The organism is Sphaerisporangium sp. B11E5 (genome assembly GCF_039871875.1).
In the GTDB taxonomy this organism is placed as follows: Bacteria; Actinomycetota; Actinomycetes; order Streptosporangiales; family Streptosporangiaceae; genus Sphaerisporangium.
The window spans coordinates 393482-412385 of the sequence record NZ_JBDPMD010000001.1 but is presented as its reverse complement, the minus strand read 5'-3'; the positions used below and the strand labels follow the sequence as shown (position 1 = coordinate 412385).

Genomic DNA, 18904 nt, shown 5'->3' with positions numbered 1-18904 from the left:
CGGGGAGGCGCGATGACGGTGCTGGAGTTGCGGGACCTGCGGGTCACCTACGAGGGCGGGGTGCCCGCGGTGCGCGGGGTGGACCTGTCGGTGGCGCGCGGTGAGGTGCTCGGGGTGGCCGGGGAGTCCGGCTGCGGCAAGTCCACCATCTCCAACGCGGTGCTGCGGCTGCTGCCGCGCGGCGCGAAGGTCGAGGGCCAGGTGCTGCTGGACGGCGAGGACGTGTACGGCATGTCGTTCGGGCGGCTGCGCGCGGTGCGCTGGGCGACGGCGTCCATCGTGTTCCAGGGGGCGCTGCACTCGCTGAACCCGGTGCGGCGGGTCGGCGCGCAGATCGCCGAGCCCATCATGCTGCACTCCAACGCCACGCGCAGGGCGGCCGACCGGCGGGCCGGGGAGCTGCTCGAGCAGGTCGGGCTGCCCGCCCGCCGGGCCCGCGACCACCCGCACCAGCTCTCCGGCGGGCAGCGGCAGCGGGTGCTGATCGCGCTGGCGCTGGCCTGCGGGCCGCGGCTGCTCATCGCCGACGAGCCGACCACCGCGCTGGACGTCATGGTGCAGGCCCAGGTGCTGGCGCTGCTGTCGTCGCTGGTGCGGGACATGGAGCTGTCCATGGTGCTGATCTCGCACGACCTGTCGGTGCTGGGGTCGGTGTGCGACCGGGTGGCCGTGATGTACGCCGGGCGGCTGGTCGAGCAGGGCCCGGCGGCGGCGGTGTTCGACGATCCGCGCCACCCGTACGGCGCGGCGCTGGCCGGGGCGTTCCCCCGGGTCGGGGACGAGCGGTTCCGGTACGGGCCGCGCGGCCTGCCCGGCGACCCGCCGTTCCCCGGCGACCTGCCCGGCGGGTGCGAGTTCCACCCGCGGTGCCCGGTGGCGCTCGATCGGTGCGCGACGACGGACGTCGAGCTGACCGCCCTCGGCGACGGCCGGTCCTCCGCCTGCCTGCGCGCCGCCGAACCCGCCCTCGACCTGCGAGGTGCCTCATGACCGAGGACGCCAGGGCCGCCGGGACGGCCGGCGCCGCGCCGGACGGCGGCCGGCCGGTGGCGCTCGCCGCGCGGGGCCTGCACGTGCGGTTCGGGGCCGCGCGTGCGGTGGACGGGGTGGAGCTGGAGGTCGGGGCCGGGGAGATCGTGGCGCTGGTCGGTGAGTCGGGCTGCGGCAAGACGACGCTGGCCCGGGGGCTGCTCGGCCTGGTCCGCCCGGCCGGGGGGACGGTCGAGCACGGGTCGCGTCCCCTGGTGCGCACCAAGGCCGGGCTGAAGGAGTTCCGGCGGCACGTCCAGCTCGTGCTCCAGGACCCGACCGGGTCGCTCAACCCCCGGCACACCGTGTACGAGGCGGTGGCGGAGGGCTTGCGGGTGCACCGCGTCGAGGGGGACGAGTGGGAGCGGGTCGCCGGCGCGCTGTCCCGGGCCGGGCTGCGCCCGCCGGAGCGTTTCTTCCTGCGCCGTCCCCACGAGTTGTCCGGCGGGCAGCGCCAGCGAGTGGTGATCGCCGGGGCGCTGGTCCTGGAGCCGGACGTCCTGGTCGCCGACGAGCCGGTGTCGTCCCTGGACGCCTCGGTGCGCGGGGAGATCCTGGCGCTGCTGCTGCGCCTGCGCGCCGAGCTCGGCCTGTCGGTCCTGGTGGTGACGCACGACCTGGGTCTGGCCTGGAACATCGCCGACCGCGTCGCGGTGATGTACCTCGGCCGCATCGTCGAGACCGGCCCCGCCGCCGACGTCCTGCTGTCCCCGCGCCATCCGTACACCAAGGCGCTGCTGTCGGTGGTGCCGGAGGTCGGCCGCATGGAGCCCGTCCTGCTCACCGGCGAGGCCCCCGACCCGTCCCGCATACCGGCCGGCTGCCGTTTCCGGCCCCGCTGCCCGGCGTACGCCGCCGGTGTGCCCGCCGACGTGGCCGCACGCTGCGAGACCGTCTCCCCCGCCGTCCTGCCCGCCGGGGACGGCCACCACACGGCCTGCCACCTGACCGAGCCGGCCGCCCCGTGACGTACCCGGTGGTGTGGTCCCCGGCGTGCCTCTCCCACGTGCCGGGGGCCGAGATCTGGGTCGGGGTGCGCACCCCGGGCACCGAGGTGCCCGGACGCGTCACGGTGATCCGCGAGGCACTCGTGGACGGCGCGCACGTGGAGGCCGAGCCGCACGACGACGTCGTGCTGGAGGTGGTGCACGACCGGCGGATGGTGGCGCATCTGCGGGAGGTGTGGACGCGGTGGGACGAGGCGGGGTTCCCCCGGGATCCGGGGCAGGACCGGGTGGTGCCGTACGTGTTCCCCACCGCGGGCATGCTGGCGGGGATGCCCGCGCGGACCCCGGTGGCGGTGCACGCGCGGGCCGGGTTGTGGTGCTACGACACGATGACGCTGGTGGGGCCGGGGACCTGGGCGGCGGCGCGGGCCGCGGTGGACGTGGCGCTCACCGCGGCGGACCTGGTGGCGGGGGGCGCGCGGCTGGCGTACGGGCTGTGCCGTCCGCCGGGGCATCACGCGACGCCCGCCGGGTACGGCGGGTCGTGCTACCTGAACAACGCCGCGGTGGCGGCCGAGGCGCTGCGGCGGCACGGCTTCGGCCGGGTCGCGGTGCTCGACGTGGACGCGCACCACGGCAACGGCACCCAGGCGGTGTTCTGGACGCGGCCCGACGTGTTCTACGGGTCGGTGCACGTGGACCCGGGCGCCGGGTGGTTCCCCCACTACGTCGGGTTCGCCGGCGAGACCGGCGCGGACGCCGGGCAGGGCACCACGCGCAACGTGCCGCTCGCGCCCGGCACCGGGGACGAGGGGTGGCTCGCCGGCGTGGAACGGCTGTGCGCCGAGGTGGCGGCGTTCCGGGCCGAGGCGGTGGTGGTGTCCCTCGGGGTGGACGCGGCGGCGGACGACCCGGAGAGCCCGCTCCAGGTGACCGCCGAGGGCTACCGCCGCACCGGGCGGCTCGTCGCCGCGCTCGGGCTGCCGGTGGTCGCCGTCCAGGAGGGCGGCTACCACCTGCCCACCCTCGGCGGCCTGGTGCGCGGCACCCTCGGCGGGCTGGCGGGCCGGTGAGGGGCCGCGCGTGATCCTCCCGGCGGGCCGGGTTCCCCTCAGAGGTGGATCAGGCTGCCGCCGTGGTCGATCGCGTCGGCGGTGTCGTCGTCGAACCACATGCCGCCGGTCGCCAGGTAGCGGAAGCGGTGCACCCCGGGCGGCAGGATCACCGACACGCTGCGGATGCCGCCGCGGCGGCGTTGCAGCTCGTGCAGGCCGGGGCTCCAGTGGTTGAAGTCGCCGACGACGCTGACGACTCCTGTGGGGTGGTCCATGGGCAATGCAAAAGTTACACGGGTCTTCTGCCCGAAAAGTAGCGTGCGCTTGAGCATCGGAGTTCCTCCGGGGTCGATGCCCCTACCCTGCCGTACCACCACAAGCCCGAGAAATACCGACACGCCTCATGTAACACACATTTCACTGCTCCGTGGGTAATCCCGGAATCGTGCTCGACCAGTGCCGGATGCGCACCTCCGTGCCGTCCTCGGTGGCGGCCACCGAGACGGTGACCGTCAGGTCGCCGCCGTCGGCCACCACGTCCACCCGGCTGCGCGCGGCGACCTCCGGGCCGTCCGGCCAGGTGATCGCGAAGCGGGTCTCGGCGGTGGCGGTCTGCCGCCGGGTCCGGTGGTCGAGCGTGACCTCGCCGTCGTAGCGGTCGGCGTAGGAGCCGTCCTCGGTCCGGTCCGACGAGCCGTAGCCGGTGCGGCAGCGGGTGACCCCGCCGAGCACGTCCCGCTCGACGGTCCACACCAGGCCGTCCGTCCGCGGCGCCGGCGGCGGTGGCGTGCGGGGCAGCCCGGCCGCCTCGGGGCCGGGCGGGTCGTCCGCGACGGGCAGGAGGAGGGCGCTGGCCGCGAGGTCCACGTGGACGGGCCCGGTGTCCGGCGGCGTCATGGCGTTCGGCCACTCGGAGGTCGCCAGCGCGACCCGCAGCCGGTGCCCGGCGACGACCCGGTGCGCCACGACGTCCAGCTCCACCTCCACCTCCGTGCCGTCCGTGGCGGGCAGGCGGAGCAGGCCGCGGGTGACGAGCTCCGACGCGCCGCCGGGGGACACGTCGCACAGCCGGACGGCCAGGGCGCCGCCACCGGGGGCGCGCACCGGGACGCGGAGCCGGGGGTTGCCGACGACGGTCAGGCCCCCGGCGGGGACGTCCCACTCCGCGGTCACCGAACGGGCGTCGTCGTCGCGCTGGTCCAGCGGCTGCCCCCAGGGCAGGGCGCCCGCGCAGGAGTTCCACACCGCGACGCCGATGGAGGGGTCGGACGGCAGCACGGCCCAGCCCGCGCCGCCCAGCGGCAGGGCGCGGCACGGCACGGCGGGCCAGCCGGGAAGGTCGTGGAAGGTGCCGTTCACCAGGCGACGCACGGGAGAGGGCGGGGTCGAGCGACGGACGAACACCACGGCGGAACGGGCGGGCACGGCGGTCTCGTCGCCGCGCAGCCACCGGTCCCACCAGCGCACCATCTCCGGCACCAGGTCGATGCCCGGCCCCGGCAGCGCGTGCGCCGGGTCGGCGTGCGACCACGGCCCGGCGATCACCCGGTACGGCACGCCGCCCCGCTCCAGCGCCGCGGTGAGGCGCGGCACGACGTTGCCGTACCCGTCGGCCCAGCCCGCGACCAGCATGGTGGGCACCGCGATCCGGTCGTGCCGGGGCCGCAGCGAGCCGCACCGCCAGTACGGCCCGTCGTCCCGCTCGGCGAGCCAGCGCGGCAGCCACGGCTCGGTGGCGTCCAGGCGGCGCAGCCACTCCTCGCGCCACCCGTCGCCGTAGACGGCGGGCACCGGCGGCAGGGCGTTCATCGCCGCCATGTAGGCCGGGTAGTCCACGATGTCCAGCCAGCGCGGCAGGCCGCCGGTGTAGTGCACGTCGTCGGTGTACCGGTCGTCGGAGGCGTAGACCGAGCAGATCGCCTTGAGCGCGGGCGGCCGGGCGGCGGCGACGTTCAGCGCCGCGAAGCCGCTGTAGGACGTGCCGAACATCCCGACGCCGCCGTCGCACCACTCCTGGGCGGCCAGCCACGCGATCACCGCGCACAGGTCGTCCACCTCGCCGGGCGGGTACTCGTCCGCGGCGACCCCCTCGCTCGACCCGGTGCCGCGCAGGTCCACCCGGCACACCGCGTACCCGTGCCCGGCCAGGGCCTCGTACTCGGCGCGGTAGCCGGCGGTCACGTCGTCCTTGCGGTACGGCAGCGCCTCGAGCAGGCACGGCGCGGGCGGCCCTCCGGGCAGGTGGAGGTCGGCGGCGAGCCGGGTGCCGTCCGGCAGCGGTATGACGGCGCGCCTCACGGGTCCTCCGCGGCGCGGGCGGGCACGAGGGGCCGCGCGGGCGGCGCGTCCCCTGGCTCGGGCGGCGAGCTGACCAGCAGCGTGGCGGCCAGCACGCAGGCGCCGCCCACCAGCAGCGACCACCCGGCGGGCTCGTGGTAGAGCAGCACGGCGAACGCGGTGGCCCACAACGGCTCGACCGACATCACGACGGCGGCCGGCGCGGCGGGGATGTGCGCCTGCGCCCAGGTCTGCGTGACGAACGACAACGCCCCGGCCACGGTGGCGAGGTACACCAGCCCCGCCCAGTCCCCCGGCGTGGACGGCAGCGCGACGCCGCCGGGCGCCGCCACGGCCGTGAACACCAGCGCCAGCGTGCCGATCTGCGCGACCGCCAGCACGTACGCCACCTCGGGGCGGCTCCACCGGCTGAGCGCGACCACGTGCACGGCGTACAGCAGGGCGGACAGCACGGTGAGCGCCAGCCCCGCCGGGGAGATCGCCCCGCCGTCCCCGCCCGCCATGAGCGTGAACGCGGCCAGCCCCGCGACGGCCAGCGCGGTGGCGGCCCAGGTGCGCGCGGTCACCCGGGTGCGGAGCCACGCCAGGCCGAGCAGCGGGGTCATCACGACGTAGGAGCCGGTGACGAAGCCCGACACCGGGGACGGCAGCAGCGTGAGCCCGTAGGTCTGGGTGACCAGCGCCCCCGCGTACACCGCCCCGAGCCCCGCGCCGGTCCCCCAGGTGCGGCCCGCCGCCGCGGCCACCGCCCGGGGGCGCAGCGCCAAGAGCAGCGCCCCCGACATCAGGTAGCGCACGGCCAGCAGGTCCACCACGGGCAGCCGGGTGGTCATGTCCTTGACCAGCGGGAACGTGGTCCCCCACACCGCGGTCACCGCCAGCAGGCCCCCGACGCCCGCGAGGTACCGGCCCCGTGCCGTCCGGGCCGGCGGTGCGGTCACGACAGCTCGTTCTTCAGCACGGCGCCGTTCTTCATGACGAAGGCCACCTCGGTGAACGACTCCACCTGGAACGGGCCGCGCACCGCGACGAGGTCGGCGTACTTGCCGGGGGCGACCGAGCCCACCTCGGCCTCCCACCCCATGCACTCGGCACCGGTCAGCGTGGCGGCGCGCAGGGCGGCGAGCGGGGTCATGCCGTACTCGACCATGGTGGCGAGCTGGCGGGCCTGCAGGCCGTGCGGGAACCCGCCCGCGTCGCTGCCGAAGCCGATGCGCACGCCGGCCTTCACCGCGCGGGCGAACGCCTCGCGCTGCGCCTCGGCGGTCTCGTCGTTCTTGCGCAGCATCTCGGCGTCCCAGCCGGCGGCGGCGCCGGTCTCCCTGATCCAGTCGGCCCACCAGATGTCGGCCGACAGGTACGTGCCGTGCTCCAGCATCAGCTCGATGCCCTCGTCGTCGAGGTAGCAGGCGTGCTCGACGGAGCGGACGCCGGCGCGGACCGCCATCTTGACGCCCTCGGCCCCGTGGGCGTGCGCGGCGACGTGCGCCCCGTACCACGACGCCTCGCGCACGGCGGCGCGCATCTGCTCCTCGGTCAGCTCGGGCGCGCCGGGCACGGTACCCGCGGTCATCACGGCGCCGGTGGCGATCAGCTTGATCAGGTCGGCGCCGCCGTGCAGGATCTCGCGCACCCGTTCGCGGACGTCGTCCACGGTGCGCACGACGCCGAAGCGGAACTCCCGCGGCAGCTCGATGTCGTGCGCGAGGCCGGTGAGCATGCCGCCGCCGGTGGACACGGTGACGTACGCACCGGCGACGGCCATGCGGGGGCCGATGACCGTGCCGTCGGCGACGGCGTCGCGCAGGGCCACGTCCACGAACGCCCGCAGGGTGCCGACGTCGCGCACGGTGGTGAAGCCGGCCAGCACGGTGTCGCGGGCGTTGCGCACCCCGGCGAGGGCCTGGCGCGCGGCGCTGAGCTTGAGCTCCTGCACGATGTCGCCGCACGCGGCCACGCCCGCGAGGTGGGTGTGCAGGTCGACGAGGCCGGGCGCGAGGGCGGCGTCGCCGAGGTCGAGCACCTCGGCACCCTCCGGCACGGGCTCCCCCTCCGTCAGCACCGCGGCGACACGTTCGCCGTCCACCAGCACCGTGGCGCCGTCCAGCACCCGGCCCGCCTCGACGTCCACCAGCCGCGCGCAGCGCAAGGCCTTCAGCATCGTGGGCACCTCTCGTCGCACCCGGCCTGAGCCGTCACTCAAACATATCCGCGTCAAGCATGACAATGGCGGATTCGCCCAAGCATGCGACCGGTACCGCGACCGTTTTGCCCCTGATGCCGGGCCTGGTCGCGCTAGGGTTCCCCTGTGGCACGAGGATTCGGCCGGATACGTCGGGAAGATCTGCTCAGGACCGCCTGTGAAGTGATCGCCGCCCAGGGCTTCGGCCACACGCGCACCGTCGACATCGCCCGCGCGGCCGGGGTCAGCCAGGGCCTGCTCTTCTACCACTTCACCACCAAGGACCGCCTGTTCGCCGAGGCGTTCGCCTACGCCGCCCAGCGCGACCTGGACGCGCTCACCAAGCTGCAGGAATCCGGCGGCCCGCCGCTGACCCGGCTGCGCGACCTGCTGCGCCTGTACTCCCCGAGCGGCAAGTCCAAATCGTGGGCCCTGTGGATCGACGCCTGGTCGGAGTCGCTCCGCAGCACGGTGCTGGAGGAGGTGTCCCGCACCATCGACCTGTGCTGGAAGCAGGCCCTGCGCCGCATCCTGGACGACGGCGTCGCCGAGGGCGTCTTCCACTGCCCCGACCCCGACGCCGCCACCTGGCGCATCGTCTCCCTCATCGACGGCCTGGCGGTGCAGGCCACCGTCCACAAACGCGTCCTGACCCGCGCCCGCCTCTCCGACCTGGTCCGCACCGCCACCGCCGCCGAACTCGGCGTCCCCCTGGACGCCCTCAACGGCTGACCCGCGTGACGGCGGCAGGCACAGGTTCGGGGCGGGATCAGGCGCGGAGGTACATCAGGACGGCGCGGACGCGGCGGTGGTCGTCGGTGACCGTGGGCGGGAGGTCCAGTTTGGTGAAGATGGCGTTGATGTGTTTGCCGACCACCTTCTCGCTCACCCGCAGCTCGTTGGTGATCGCCGTGTTGGAGCGGCCCTCCGCCATGAGGGCGAGGATCTCGCGTTCGCGGGGCGTGAGGCGGGTCAGCGGGTCGCGGTGGCGGGTGAGGAGGTGGCGGACGACCTCGGGGTCGATGACGCAGCCGCCGGCGGCGACCCGTTCGACGCCGTCGACGAACTCGCGCACCTCAAGGATGCGGTCCTTCAGCAGGTAGCCGATGCCGCCGTCGTTGGTGGACTCCAGAAGCTTGGCGGCGTAAGCGGTGGCCACGTACTGGCTGAGGATCAGGACGGGGAGCCCGGGCCGGCCGTGGCGGAGGGCGACCGCGGCGCGCAGGCCCTCGTCGGTGAAGGTGGGCGGCATGCGCACGTCGGTGACCACGATGTCGGGGGACTGCTCGGCGACGGCGGCGGACATCGCGTCCGGATCGCCGGCGGCGGCCACCACCTCGTGGCCGAAGCGGGCCAGCAGCGCGGCCAGCCCCTCGCGCAGCAGCAACGCGTCCTCGGCGAGCACTATGCGGAGCACGGCAACTCCAGGCGCAGGGTCGTGGGCCCGCCGGGCGGGCTGGTCAGCGTGATGGTGCCGGCCAGGGCGTCGACGCGGTCGGCCAGCCCGGTCAGGCCGGTGCCGCGCGCCGGGTCGGCGCCGCCCGTGCCGTTGTCGCCTATGACGACGGTCAGGGTGCCGGCGGTGGCCGAGCCGGTCACCGTGATCTCGGTGGCGGCGGCGTGCCGGGCCGCGTTGGTCAGGGCCTCGGCGACGACGAAGTACGCCGTGGACTCCACGGGCGCCGGTAATCGTCCCGGCACGTCCATCGCCACGGTCACCGGCACGGCCAGGCCCGCCGCGAGCTCGGCGACGGCGGCGCGCAGGCCGAGGTCGGTGAGCACCCGGGGGTGGATGCCGTGGACCAGCTCGCGCAGCTCGGAGAGCGCGGCTCTGGCCTCGCCGGCCGCCTGGGCGAGCAGGGGGCGGGCGGCCTCGGGGTCGTGGTCGAGTTCGAGCTGGGCCGTGACGAGCGTCATGCCGAGCCGGAGGAGCCGCTGCTGGGCGCCGTCGTGCAGGTCGCGCTCGATGCGGCGGCGTTCCGACTCGAAGGCGTCGATGAGGCGGGCACGGGAGCTGGTCAGCGAGCGGACGCGGGCCTCGTCGCCGGGGGAGAGCAGGAGGCGGGCGAGCGCGCCGTGGGCCAGCGCGGCGAGGGCCGTCGCGTAGGAGAGGAGGACGGCGGTGCCGAGCACGGCCAGCGCAGCCCCGCCGACCAGCGCGAACACCTGGCCGTCTGCGGCGTCGGCCCGCATCGCGGGCGTGGCGGACGCCGGTCCGCCGGGCCGCGAGGTCGTGAGGTTGGCGACGCCGCTCAGGTAGACCAGTGCGGGGGCCGAGCCGAGCAGCAGCGCCACGACGTTCACGGCCAGCAGCACACTGCCGTGCAGCACCAGGTAGGCCAGCTCGCGCCAGGTGGCCGCGTCGGTGTGCCGAGCCCTCAGCCAGGCGGCGAGCCCCGCACGGTCGGGGATGCGGTGCGGGCCGGGCAGCGCGGGGAGGCCGAGGAGCGCGACGCGCCGCCGCTCGGCCGCCGCGAGCGGTGACGTCAGCAGCGGCGTGAGCACGTACGCGCCGGCCACCAGCGCCACCGGGACCCACGCCAGGGCCAGCAGGCCGCTGGCCACGCCGGTGAGCACGTAGGCGGCGGTGCGCAGCGGCCAGGTGGACGCGACGAAGCGCAGCGGAGCCCCGCGCAGCGCCTCTGCCATCTCCATGGCCGCCACTGTACGAGGTAGGGCCTGCCCACCCCCGGGACTGGGTGCGGAGACTCCTGTGCCCGCCCGCCGCACCGCCTTGGATGGGCCTTCGACAAGTCGCGAAGGAGGAGTCTCATGACGGGATTCGCGTACAAGCTGGGTGCGGTGCTCACGGGCACCGTGCTCGCCTTTCCCGGCGGCACCGTGCTTCCGGGCCGTGGCGCGGCAGCGGGGCCGGCGATCGCGTGGGCGCCGTGTGCGGCCGACCGGGCCGTCGAATGCGGTGAGCTGGAGGTCCCGGTGGACTGGGGCCGGCCGGGCGGGGCGAGGTTCGGCCTGGCGGTGGCCCGGCTCAAGGCGGCGGAGCCGGGGCGGCGCATCGGCGTCCTGGCGGTGAACGTCGGCGGCGGGCCGGGCACCGATTTCGTCCAGGGCGAGGCGAGCACGTACTTCGGCAAGGAGATCCTGGCGAGGTTCGACGTCGTGGGTTTCGACCCGCGCGGCGTGGGACGCAGCTCCCCGGTGCGGTGCTCGGCCGACATCGTCCGGCGCGAGCCCCTGCCCGCACCCCGTGACCAGGCCGACTTCGACCGGCTCCGCGCGTACGCCGCCGAGCTGGCGGCCGACTGCCGACGCCGCACCGGACCGGTGGCCGATCACCTCGACGCGGTCAGCGTCGCCCGGGACCTCGACGCCCTGCGGAGCGCGCTCGGCGAACGCACGATCAGCTACCACGGCGTGTCCGCGGGGACACTGCCCGGGCAGCATTACGCGGAGCTGTTCGGGCGTGATCTCCGGGCGATGTCGCTGGACGGCGTCCTCGACCACAGCCTGCCCACCGGCCGCTTCCTGGTGAGCCAGGCGGCCAACGCCGAGGACGCGTTCGTGGCGTTCGCCCGCTGGTGCGCCCGCGACCGGGCGTGCGCGCTGCACGGCAGGGACGTCCCGCGGATCTGGGACGGGCTGATGGCCCGGGCGGACCGGGGCACGCTGCGCGATCCCGCCCTGGCCGGCCGGGTGCTGAGCGCGTACGACCTGGCCACGGAGGCGCATCTGGGCGGCCTCATGGGCCCGGATCACTCCTGGCTGGCCGAGCGGATCGCCTCGTTGGAGTCGGGAAGGCCGGGACCGCGCGGCGTCGTACGCGGCCGGCCGGGCCCGGAGGTGCGGGAGATCGAGCATCCGGCCCCCGCCGCCTGCCAGGACTGGCGGCTGACGATCCCCGACCACCGGCGGTTCGCCGCCCTCGCCGCGAAGATGCGCCGGGTCGCGCCCCACATGCGTACCCAGCCCGACACCCAGGCGTTCGCGCTGACCTGCGCGGTCTGGCCGGTCGAGCCGCGCAACCCCCAGCACCGGCTGAAGGTGCCGGCGGGCACTCCCCCGATCCTGCTGGTCAACGCGCGTCACGACCCGGCGACCGGGCACGCGTGGGCGGCCGGCGTCCGCCGGCAGCTCGGCCGCGGCGCGGCGCTGGTGACCTACGAGGGCGCGGGCCACAGCGCCTACCAGCGGACGGCCTGCACCCGGCGGGCGGTCGACGACTACCTGCTGCGCCTGCGCGTCCCCGCCGAGGGCCGCCTCACGTGCGGGCGCTGAGCCGGACGCCCGGCACTCAGCGGCGGCACCCGCTCAGGACGCCGTCGTGCCGGAGGCCGGGCGGGTCCCGGGAAGACGCGCGGCGGCGTACTCGGGGACCTGGATCATGGGCGGGCGCTCGCCCGGCAGGACGTTTCGCGTGATCGGAACGTGCAGGCCGGGGCCGCGGCGGAACTGGGTGAGGGCGGGGGCGGGGGGGTGCAGCGAGATGACCTTGCACTGGCGTTCCAGGCGGGTCCACGCGGTGTGCATGATCTGGCCGGCCATCACGCCGAGGGCTTCGGTGGACTGGTGGGAGTGCACGCGGCGGCCGAGGTCCACCTGGGCGAGTGCGGGCAGGCCCGCCTCGTCGAGCAGGTCGATCAGCAGGCCGAGTTCCACGCCGTAGCCGGTGGCGAACGGGACCCGTTCCAGCGCGGTGCGGCGGGCGGCGTACTCCCCGGCCAGCGGCTGCACGAAGCCGGCGAGCAGCGGCCAGTGCAGGTTGAGCAGGGGGCGGGCGACCAGTTCGGTGACGCGGCCGCCGCCCTCGCCCGCCTCGCGCAGGGGACGGTCGTAGCAGCCCTTGACCAGCGCCACCGACGGGTCGGCGAGCAGGGGGCCGAGCAGGCCGGTGACGAACGACGTGCGGAACTCGCGCAGGTCGGCGTCCACGAACACCAGCAGGTCGCCGGTGGTGACGGCGAGGGACTTCCACAACACGTCGCCCTTGCCGTCCATGGCGGGCAGGCCGGGCAGGATCTCGTCCTGGCCGAACACCTTGGCGCCCGCCCGCACCGCCCGCGCGGCGGTGTCGTCGGTGGAGCGGGAGTCGACGACGATCAGCTCGTCCACCAGCGGGGCCGCCTCCACCAGGTCGCGGCGGATGGCGGCGACGATGTCACCGACGGTCTCCTGCTCGTCGCGGGCGGGGAGCACCACGCTGATGGTGGTGCCGCCCTTGGCGGCCAGCAGCGCGTCCAGCGGCCAGTCGGCCGATGCCGTGGTGCGGGCGCGCAGCCATTCCTCGACCTCAGGCAGCACGCACGAACCCCCCGTCGTGAAACGTCCTCATCACTCTATTCGCCTGCCGACGGGGCCTCCTCATCGCGTTCCGGGCTCAGACGGCGGCATGCCGCTCGAGGAAGGAGTACACGTCGGCCTCGTCCACGCCGGGGAACGAGCCGGGCGGCAGGGCGGCGAGCACGTGGGAGTTGGCCCGGGCGGACGGCCAGGCGTACCCCTCCCACCGCTGGGTCAGCTCGGCCGGCGGGCGGCGGCAGCAGTCCCCGTTCGGGCAGTCGGACCGGGTGCGGTTGGTGGTCTCCCTGCCGCGGAACCACCGCGACTCGCGGTACGGCACGCCGAGGGTGATCGCGAAGTCGCGCTCGCGGGACGGGTCGACGTGGGCCACGCAGAAGTAGGTGCCGGTGGGCGAGTCGGAGTACTGGTAGTGCACCGAGAAGCGGTCCGGGCAGAGGAACACCTGGCGTCCCGACCAGCGCAGGCACATGCGCTGCCCCTCGATGGCGCCCTGCTCGTCGGCGGGGAACACGATGCCGTCGTTCTCGTAGGCCTTGTAGATGATGCCGCCCGCGTCGTTGCGCACGAAGTGGCACACCAGGCCCAGGTGGTGGGTCGCGAGGTTCGTGAAACGGTGCGCGGCCATCTCGTAGGAGACGGCGAACACGTCACGCAGGTCCTCCACCGACAGGGCCCGGTCCTGCTTGGCCTCCTTGAGGTACGGCACGGCGGTGGCCTCGGGGACCAGCACGGCGGCGGCGAAGTAGTTGGCCTCGGTGCGCTGGCGCAGGAAGTCGGCGAAGTCGCGGGGCCGGTGGTGGCCGAGCGCCAGGTGGCCGAGGGTCTGCAGCAGGATGGTGCGCGGGGTGTGCATGCCGAGCTGCTCGTTCTTCACGTAGATGCGGCGGTTGCGCAGGTCGGTGATGGAGCGGACCGATCGCGGCAGGTCCTGCGCGGTGCGCACGGTGAAGCCGAAGTGGGTGACCAGGGCCTGCACGGTGCCCTGGGACAGCGGGCCGGTGCGGTAGCCGACGGCGCCGAGGGCCTCGGCGGCGGCGGCCTCGATCTCGGCGAAGTAGTTGCCCTGCTCCCGCTGCTTGCGGCGCAGCTCGGCGTTGGCGGCCCTGGCCTCCTCGGGGGTGGCGGTGCCCCGGGCCTGGCGGGCGCGCAGCTCCTCGTACAGGCCGAGGATGTGCTCGAGCACGTCGTTCGGCACCCGGGCCGAGACCTTCAGGCGCGACAGGCCGAGGCCGGCGTACAGGGGGTCGCGCTGCGCCTCCTCCAGGGCGATCTCCAGCTGGGCGCGGCGGCTCGGGGCCTGGCGGCGCAGCAGCTCCTCGACCGGCACCGACAACGCCGAGGCGAGGGACTTCAGCAGGGACAGCTTGGGTTCGCGCTTGCCGTTCTCCAGCAGGGAGAGCTGGCTCGGCGCCCGGCCGACGCGCTCGCCGAGCTCGGACAGCGTGAGGCCGCGCTGCTTGCGCAGGTGCCGCAGACGCTGGCCGAACGCGAGGAGGTCGAGCTCCTGGGTCAAAGTCAGAGATTCTTCTCCCACCAAGGACGCCATACCACGATCCTAAGCGCAATTTTCACGTTTCTTCCAGAGGCACGGGCCATCCGATGGGCGTGCCGGGGATCGAAGGCGGGTCAAGGGCGGCTTGATGCGGGCCGGGGCGGACTCCGGGAGACGGTATGCCCTGCTCTGCAGGGCTGAACGAGGGTCCGCCGGCCGGCCGCCGATGATCCAGATCACAAGAATTGGTCTAGGCCATAGGGAAAACTTTGCATTTCTTCTGCTCAGAAGACTGGCCAGTATTAGCCCAAGGCGAAATTGTGGTGAGTTTTTCCATGATCAGGGCTATGTTCCCGGGCCTTTCCCGTCGCAGACTCGAATCAAGCGCCCAGAGGACGCCAAAGGAGTCAAAATGAAAGATCGCCTCAAGGGAGCTGCAGACGAGCTGCGGCGTGAGTGGGAGAGCGACCCGCGCTGGGCGGACGTCGAACGGACCTATACGGCCGAGGACGTCGTCCGCCTGCGGGGCTCCGTGCAGGAGGAGCACACTCTCGCCCGCCTCGGCGCCGAGCGGCTGTGGTCGCTGCTGCGCACCGAGGACTACGTGCACGCCCTCGGCGCGCTCACCGGCAACCAGGCCGTCCAGCAGGTGAAGGCCGGTCTCAAGGCCATCTACCTGTCGGGCTGGCAGGTCGCCGCGGACGCCAACCTGGGGGGCCAGACCTACCCCGACCAGAGCCTCTACCCCGCCAACTCGGTGCCCGCCGTGGTGCGCCGCGTCAACAACGCGCTGCTGCGCGCCGACCAGATCACCTGGTCCGAGGGCGACACCAAGGCGCCGCACTGGCTCGCGCCGATCGTCGCCGACGCCGAGGCCGGGTTCGGCGGCGTGCTCAACGCCTTCGAACTGATGAAAGGAATGATCGCCGCGGGCGCCGCCGGGGTGCACTGGGAGGACCAGCTCGCCTCGGAGAAGAAGTGCGGCCACCTCGGCGGCAAGGTGCTCATCCCCACCGGCCAGCACATCAAGACCCTCAACGCGGCCCGCCTGGCCGCCGACGTCTGCGACGTCCCGACGTTGATCATCGCGCGGACCGACGCCCAGGCCGCGACCCTGCTGACCAGCGACGTGGACCCCCGCGACGCCGTTTTCACCACCGGCGAGCGCACCGCCGAGGGCTTCTACCGCGTCCGGGGCGGCGTGGACGCCTGCGTCGCCCGCGGCCTCGCCTACGCCCCGTACGCCGACCTGCTGTGGATGGAGACCTCCACACCCGACCTGGACGTGGCCCGCCGCTTCGCCGAGGCCGTCAAGTCCGAGTACCCCGACCAGATGCTGGCGTACAACTGCTCACCGTCCTTCAACTGGAAGAAACACCTGGACGACTCCACGATCGCCAAGTTCCAGCGCGAACTCGGCCACATGGGCTACCGCTTCCAGTTCATCACCCTGGCCGGCTTCCACTCCCTGAACTACTCGATGTTCGACCTGGCCCGCGGCTACGCCGACGACGGCATGCCGGCGTACGTCCGCCTCCAGGAGGAGGAGTTCGCCGCCGAACGCACCGGCTACACCGCCACCCGCCACCAAAGGGAGGTCGGCACCGGCTACTTCGACCTGGTCAGCACCGCCGTAGCCCCCGACTCCTCCACGGTGGCCCTGAAGGACTCCACCGAGTCCGAACAGTTCGCCACCACGCACTGACCGGCGGGCGGGCCGCGCTGCCTGACGGCCGCGCGGCCCGCCTCAGCTCTTGGCGTCCTGCGGTGCGGGCACCAGCGGGCGCGCGGCCGGGGAGAGCCACACCAGGCCGAGGGCGACGAGAACGGCCGCCAGGGAGGCGAGGATCGGGATCTCGGGGCTGACCTCGTAGAGGGCGGTGCCGAGCAGGGGGCCGGCGATGAAGGTGGTGCCGACGGTGGCGCCGATGAGGCCGGAGACGGCGCCCTGCTGGGCGGGGCCCACGGCCAGGGTGGTGGCGGCGGTGAAGCCGGGGACGGCGAGTCCTAGGCCCAGCGTCATGAGGACGAAGGCGGCGGTGACGGTCCACAGGTGGGCGGCGGTGAGCAGGACGGCGAAGGACGCGCCGGTGACGGGGATGCCGACGCGGAGGAGGCGGAGCGGGGGCCAGCCGAGGGCCGGGACGGCGGCGCCCTGGACGGCGACGATCACGACGCCGGCGACGAACAGGGCGATGCCGACCGCGCCTGCGGTGCCCTGCGGGTCGAGGCCGAGGCGGTCGGCGACGAGGAAGCCGATGATCACCTGGATGAGGGCGAGAGACAGGTAGAGGAAGAAGCCGGTGGTCAGCAGCGGCCACAGCCGTGCCTCCCAGGGGCGCGGGCCTGCGGTGCGCGGCCCCCGGTCCCGGGGCGCCGGCACCGGCCGTACGGCGATCAGCACCCAGACGACGAGCAGGGCGGTGACCACCGGCGCCAGGTACACCGGGAGCAGGAGCGACACCACCGCCAGCGCGCCGCCGCCCGCCGTGCCGAGGATCAGCGAGCTGCTCTGCGCGGCGCTCACCAGCCCGATGGCGCGTGTCCGCTCGGTCTCGCCGCCGGTGATGACGCTCGCGGCGGCGACCGACGCGACGGGCATGGCCGCGATGCCCGCTCCGAACGTCACCCCGCGGGTGAGGATCATCAGCCAGAAGGTGGCCGCCGGCGACAGCGCGCCGTCCAGCCCCGCCCGCGCGACGGCCGCGAACCCCGCGAGTCCCGCCGTCGTCAGGACCAGCCCGGTCACCAGCACCGTCCGCAGCCCGACCACCGCCAGCACGTGCCCCCAGAGGGGGCTGGTGAGGGTCAGCGTCGCCGCCCCGACCGTGATCACGATCCCGAGCCGGCTCTCGCTCAGCGACAGCTCGCGCGACAGGGGGGCCAGGATCGGCGTCAGGAGCTGGTAGGCCGAGAACACCATCAGGACGGTCACCAGCAGCGGGACCATGGTCTTGCGCACGTGGCCGGTCCTCCCGGTTTGGCACAGGTGCCCCCATTGTTCAGGTGAGGCCCTGGAAGATCGATCGGTTTCCCGGGCCGTACCCCTGAGCGGGGGCGGTTTCCCGCCTGGATCGGCCCGGGTCCGCCGGGCGGCTCTAGCATGCAGGGCATGTCCTCACTGCTGCTGCGCAACGCCCGTGCCGGTCTCGGCGGCCCCGTCCGTGACGTCCTCATCGTCGGCGGCCTGATCGCGGAGCCAGGCACCGAGCCGCCGCCCGGCACGGAGACGGTGGACGTCCAGGGCGGCACCGTGCTGCCGGGGCTGTGGGACACGCATGTGCACGCTGTCCAGTGGGCGCAGACACGGCGCCGCGTGGACCTGTCCGGGGCGCGTTCGGCCCGCGAGGCGGTGGCGCTGATGACGGCGGCGCCCCAGGAGTCCGGGCTCACCGTGGGCTTCGGCTTCCGCGACGGGCTGTGGCCGGACGCGCCGGACAAGGCGCTGCTGGAGTCGGTGGCCCCGGGTGCGGCCCTCGTCCTGATGAGCCAGGACCTGCACACCGTCTGGCTCAGCCCGGCGGCCCTGACCCTGATCGGCCGCGGCGACCACCCGACCGGGGTGCTGCGGGAGCAGGAGTGCTACGCCGCCGTCGCGGCCCTGCCCAGAGCCCCGCAGGAGGAGCTCGACCGCTGGGTGGCCGAGGCCGCCACCGCGGCCGCCACCCGGGGCGTGGTCGGCATCCAGGACTTCGAGATGGCCGACAACGTCACCGACTGGAGCCGCCGCGCGCAGGCACACCGGCTCGATGTGCGGGTCGTCTGCTCGATCCCCCGCAACCGCCTGGAGGAGGCCATCGGCCGCGGTCTGCGCACCGGTGAGAAGGTCCCCGTCCCGGACGGCGCCGGGCGGGGCCCGCGCACCGGCGGCCCGGACGGCGAGGGAGTCCCCGGGCGGGGGCCGCGCACCCGCCAGGCGGCCGGCCCGCACGACCTGCTGGAGGTCGGGCCCGTCAAGATCTTCACCGACGGCTCGCTCAACACCAAGACCGCCTACTGCGAGATCCCCTACCCCGGCACATCCTCCCGCGGCTCCCTGGAGATCGCCCCCGAGGAGCTGCGCACCCTGATGGCCCTGGCCAGCGCCCACGGCGTCCACCCCGCCGTCCACGCCATCGGCGACCTGGCCGTCGCCATCACCCTGGACGCCTTCGAAGCGGTGGGCTGCCCCGGCCGCATCGAACACGCCCAGCTCGTCACCCCCGCCGACCTGCCGAGGTTCGCCCGTCCCGGCCTGGTCGCCGGCGTGCAGCCGGCCCACGCCCCCGACGACCGCGAGATCGCCGATACGTACTGGAAGGGCCACACCCACCGCGCCTACCCCTACGCCGCCCTCGCGGCGGCGGGCGCCACCTTGGAGTTCGGCTCCGACGCCCCCGTGGCCCCCCTGGACCCCTGGGACGGCATCGCCTCGGCCGTCACCCGCACCGACGACACCCGCGACCCATGGCACCCGGAGCAGTCCCTCACCCTGGAGGCCGCCCTGGCCGCGTCCACCCGGGGCCGGACCCTCACCCCTGGCAGCGCCGCCGACCTCCTCATCACGCCCACCGACCCGTCCGGCCTCTCCCCGTCGAAGCTCCGCGACATGGAGGTGATCGGCACCCTCCTCGCCGGCCGCTGGACCCACCGCCTCCTGTGA

At 74.5% G+C, this 18904-nt stretch carries 16 protein-coding genes; 7 read left to right on the top strand and 9 right to left on the bottom strand.

The window, feature by feature from the left end; genetic code table 11:
- Positions 1 to 12: 12 nt before the first annotated feature.
- The 3 genes from ABGB17_RS01585 to ABGB17_RS01575 are packed head-to-tail and all read left to right on the top strand — an operon-like array spanning position 13 to position 3049.
- Positions 13 to 990, top strand: a complete 978-nt coding sequence (locus ABGB17_RS01585; RefSeq protein ID WP_347625861.1) for an ABC transporter ATP-binding protein — start codon at positions 13 to 15, stop codon at positions 988 to 990.
- The gene (locus ABGB17_RS01580; RefSeq protein WP_347625860.1) at positions 987 to 1997 is read left to right on the top strand and encodes an ABC transporter ATP-binding protein; all 1011 of its coding nucleotides are present in this window, start codon (positions 987 to 989) and stop codon (positions 1995 to 1997) included. The genes ABGB17_RS01585 and ABGB17_RS01580 overlap by 4 nt, the downstream gene beginning before the upstream one ends.
- Complete coding sequence (locus tag ABGB17_RS01575; RefSeq protein WP_347625859.1) at positions 1994 to 3049, top strand: histone deacetylase family protein; 1056 nt, start codon at positions 1994 to 1996, stop codon at positions 3047 to 3049. The genes ABGB17_RS01580 and ABGB17_RS01575 overlap by 4 nt, the downstream gene beginning before the upstream one ends.
- 38 nt (positions 3050 to 3087) lie before the next feature.
- Here ABGB17_RS01575 and ABGB17_RS01570 read toward each other — a convergent pair whose 3' ends face one another.
- From ABGB17_RS01570 to ABGB17_RS01555, 4 genes are all read right to left on the bottom strand, one after another.
- Positions 3088 to 3306, bottom strand: coding sequence for a glycoside hydrolase family 13 (locus ABGB17_RS01570; RefSeq protein ID WP_347625858.1), 219 nt, complete (start codon positions 3304 to 3306; stop codon positions 3088 to 3090).
- Between the two features lie 142 nt (positions 3307 to 3448).
- On the bottom strand, positions 3449 to 5329 hold the full coding sequence (locus tag ABGB17_RS01565) for a CocE/NonD family hydrolase (protein WP_347625857.1): 1881 nt from the start codon (positions 5327 to 5329) through the stop codon (positions 3449 to 3451).
- The gene (locus ABGB17_RS01560) at positions 5326 to 6270 is read right to left on the bottom strand and encodes a DMT family transporter (RefSeq protein WP_347625856.1); all 945 of its coding nucleotides are present in this window, start codon (positions 6268 to 6270) and stop codon (positions 5326 to 5328) included. The genes ABGB17_RS01565 and ABGB17_RS01560 overlap by 4 nt, the downstream gene beginning before the upstream one ends.
- Positions 6267 to 7490 carry an amidohydrolase family protein gene (locus ABGB17_RS01555; protein WP_347625855.1) on the bottom strand — a complete coding sequence of 408 codons (1224 nt, stop codon included), beginning with the start codon at positions 7488 to 7490 and terminating at the stop codon, positions 6267 to 6269. The genes ABGB17_RS01560 and ABGB17_RS01555 overlap by 4 nt, the downstream gene beginning before the upstream one ends.
- Positions 7491 to 7637: 147 nt before the next feature.
- On the opposite strand from ABGB17_RS01555, the gene ABGB17_RS01550 reads away from it, so the two are divergent.
- Positions 7638 to 8243 carry a TetR family transcriptional regulator C-terminal domain-containing protein gene (locus ABGB17_RS01550; protein ID WP_347625854.1) on the top strand — a complete coding sequence of 202 codons (606 nt, stop codon included), beginning with the start codon at positions 7638 to 7640 and terminating at the stop codon, positions 8241 to 8243.
- Between the two features lie 37 nt (positions 8244 to 8280).
- Here the strand turns inward: ABGB17_RS01550 and ABGB17_RS01545 are convergent, their stop codons facing one another.
- Both ABGB17_RS01545 and ABGB17_RS01540 read right to left on the bottom strand, forming a co-directional pair.
- On the bottom strand, positions 8281 to 8928 hold the full coding sequence (locus ABGB17_RS01545; protein ID WP_347625853.1) for a response regulator transcription factor: 648 nt from the start codon (positions 8926 to 8928) through the stop codon (positions 8281 to 8283).
- Entirely contained in the window at positions 8916 to 10166 is a 1251-nt protein-coding gene (locus tag ABGB17_RS01540) for a histidine kinase (RefSeq protein ID WP_347625852.1), read from the bottom strand. The genes ABGB17_RS01545 and ABGB17_RS01540 overlap by 13 nt, the downstream gene beginning before the upstream one ends.
- Before the next feature lie 117 nt (positions 10167 to 10283).
- Here ABGB17_RS01540 and ABGB17_RS01535 point away from each other — a divergent pair, with 117 nt between their 5' ends.
- Positions 10284 to 11747 (top strand): alpha/beta hydrolase, encoded by a 1464-nt coding sequence (locus tag ABGB17_RS01535; protein ID WP_347625851.1) that lies wholly within the window; start codon positions 10284 to 10286, stop codon positions 11745 to 11747.
- Positions 11748 to 11780: 33 nt separating this feature from the next.
- On the opposite strand, the gene ABGB17_RS01530 is transcribed toward ABGB17_RS01535, so the two are convergent.
- Positions 11781 to 12770 carry a glucosyl-3-phosphoglycerate synthase gene (locus ABGB17_RS01530; RefSeq protein WP_347625850.1) on the bottom strand — a complete coding sequence of 330 codons (990 nt, stop codon included), beginning with the start codon at positions 12768 to 12770 and terminating at the stop codon, positions 11781 to 11783.
- Positions 12771 to 12846: 76 nt separating this feature from the next.
- Positions 12847 to 14283 carry a helix-turn-helix domain-containing protein gene (locus ABGB17_RS01525; RefSeq protein WP_347625849.1) on the bottom strand — a complete coding sequence of 479 codons (1437 nt, stop codon included), beginning with the start codon at positions 14281 to 14283 and terminating at the stop codon, positions 12847 to 12849.
- A 391-nt stretch (positions 14284 to 14674) separates the two neighbouring features.
- Between ABGB17_RS01525 and aceA the strand changes: the two genes are divergently transcribed.
- Positions 14675 to 15967, top strand: a complete 1293-nt coding sequence (aceA, locus tag ABGB17_RS01520; protein ID WP_347625848.1) for an isocitrate lyase — start codon at positions 14675 to 14677, stop codon at positions 15965 to 15967.
- A 42-nt stretch (positions 15968 to 16009) separates the two neighbouring features.
- Here the strand turns inward: aceA and ABGB17_RS01515 are convergent, their stop codons facing one another.
- Positions 16010 to 17224, bottom strand: coding sequence for an MFS transporter (locus ABGB17_RS01515; RefSeq protein ID WP_347625847.1), 1215 nt, complete (start codon positions 17222 to 17224; stop codon positions 16010 to 16012).
- 150 nt (positions 17225 to 17374) lie between these two features.
- Between ABGB17_RS01515 and ABGB17_RS01510 the strand changes: the two genes are divergently transcribed.
- Positions 17375 to 18904 (top strand): amidohydrolase family protein, encoded by a 1530-nt coding sequence (locus ABGB17_RS01510; RefSeq protein ID WP_347625846.1) that lies wholly within the window; start codon positions 17375 to 17377, stop codon positions 18902 to 18904.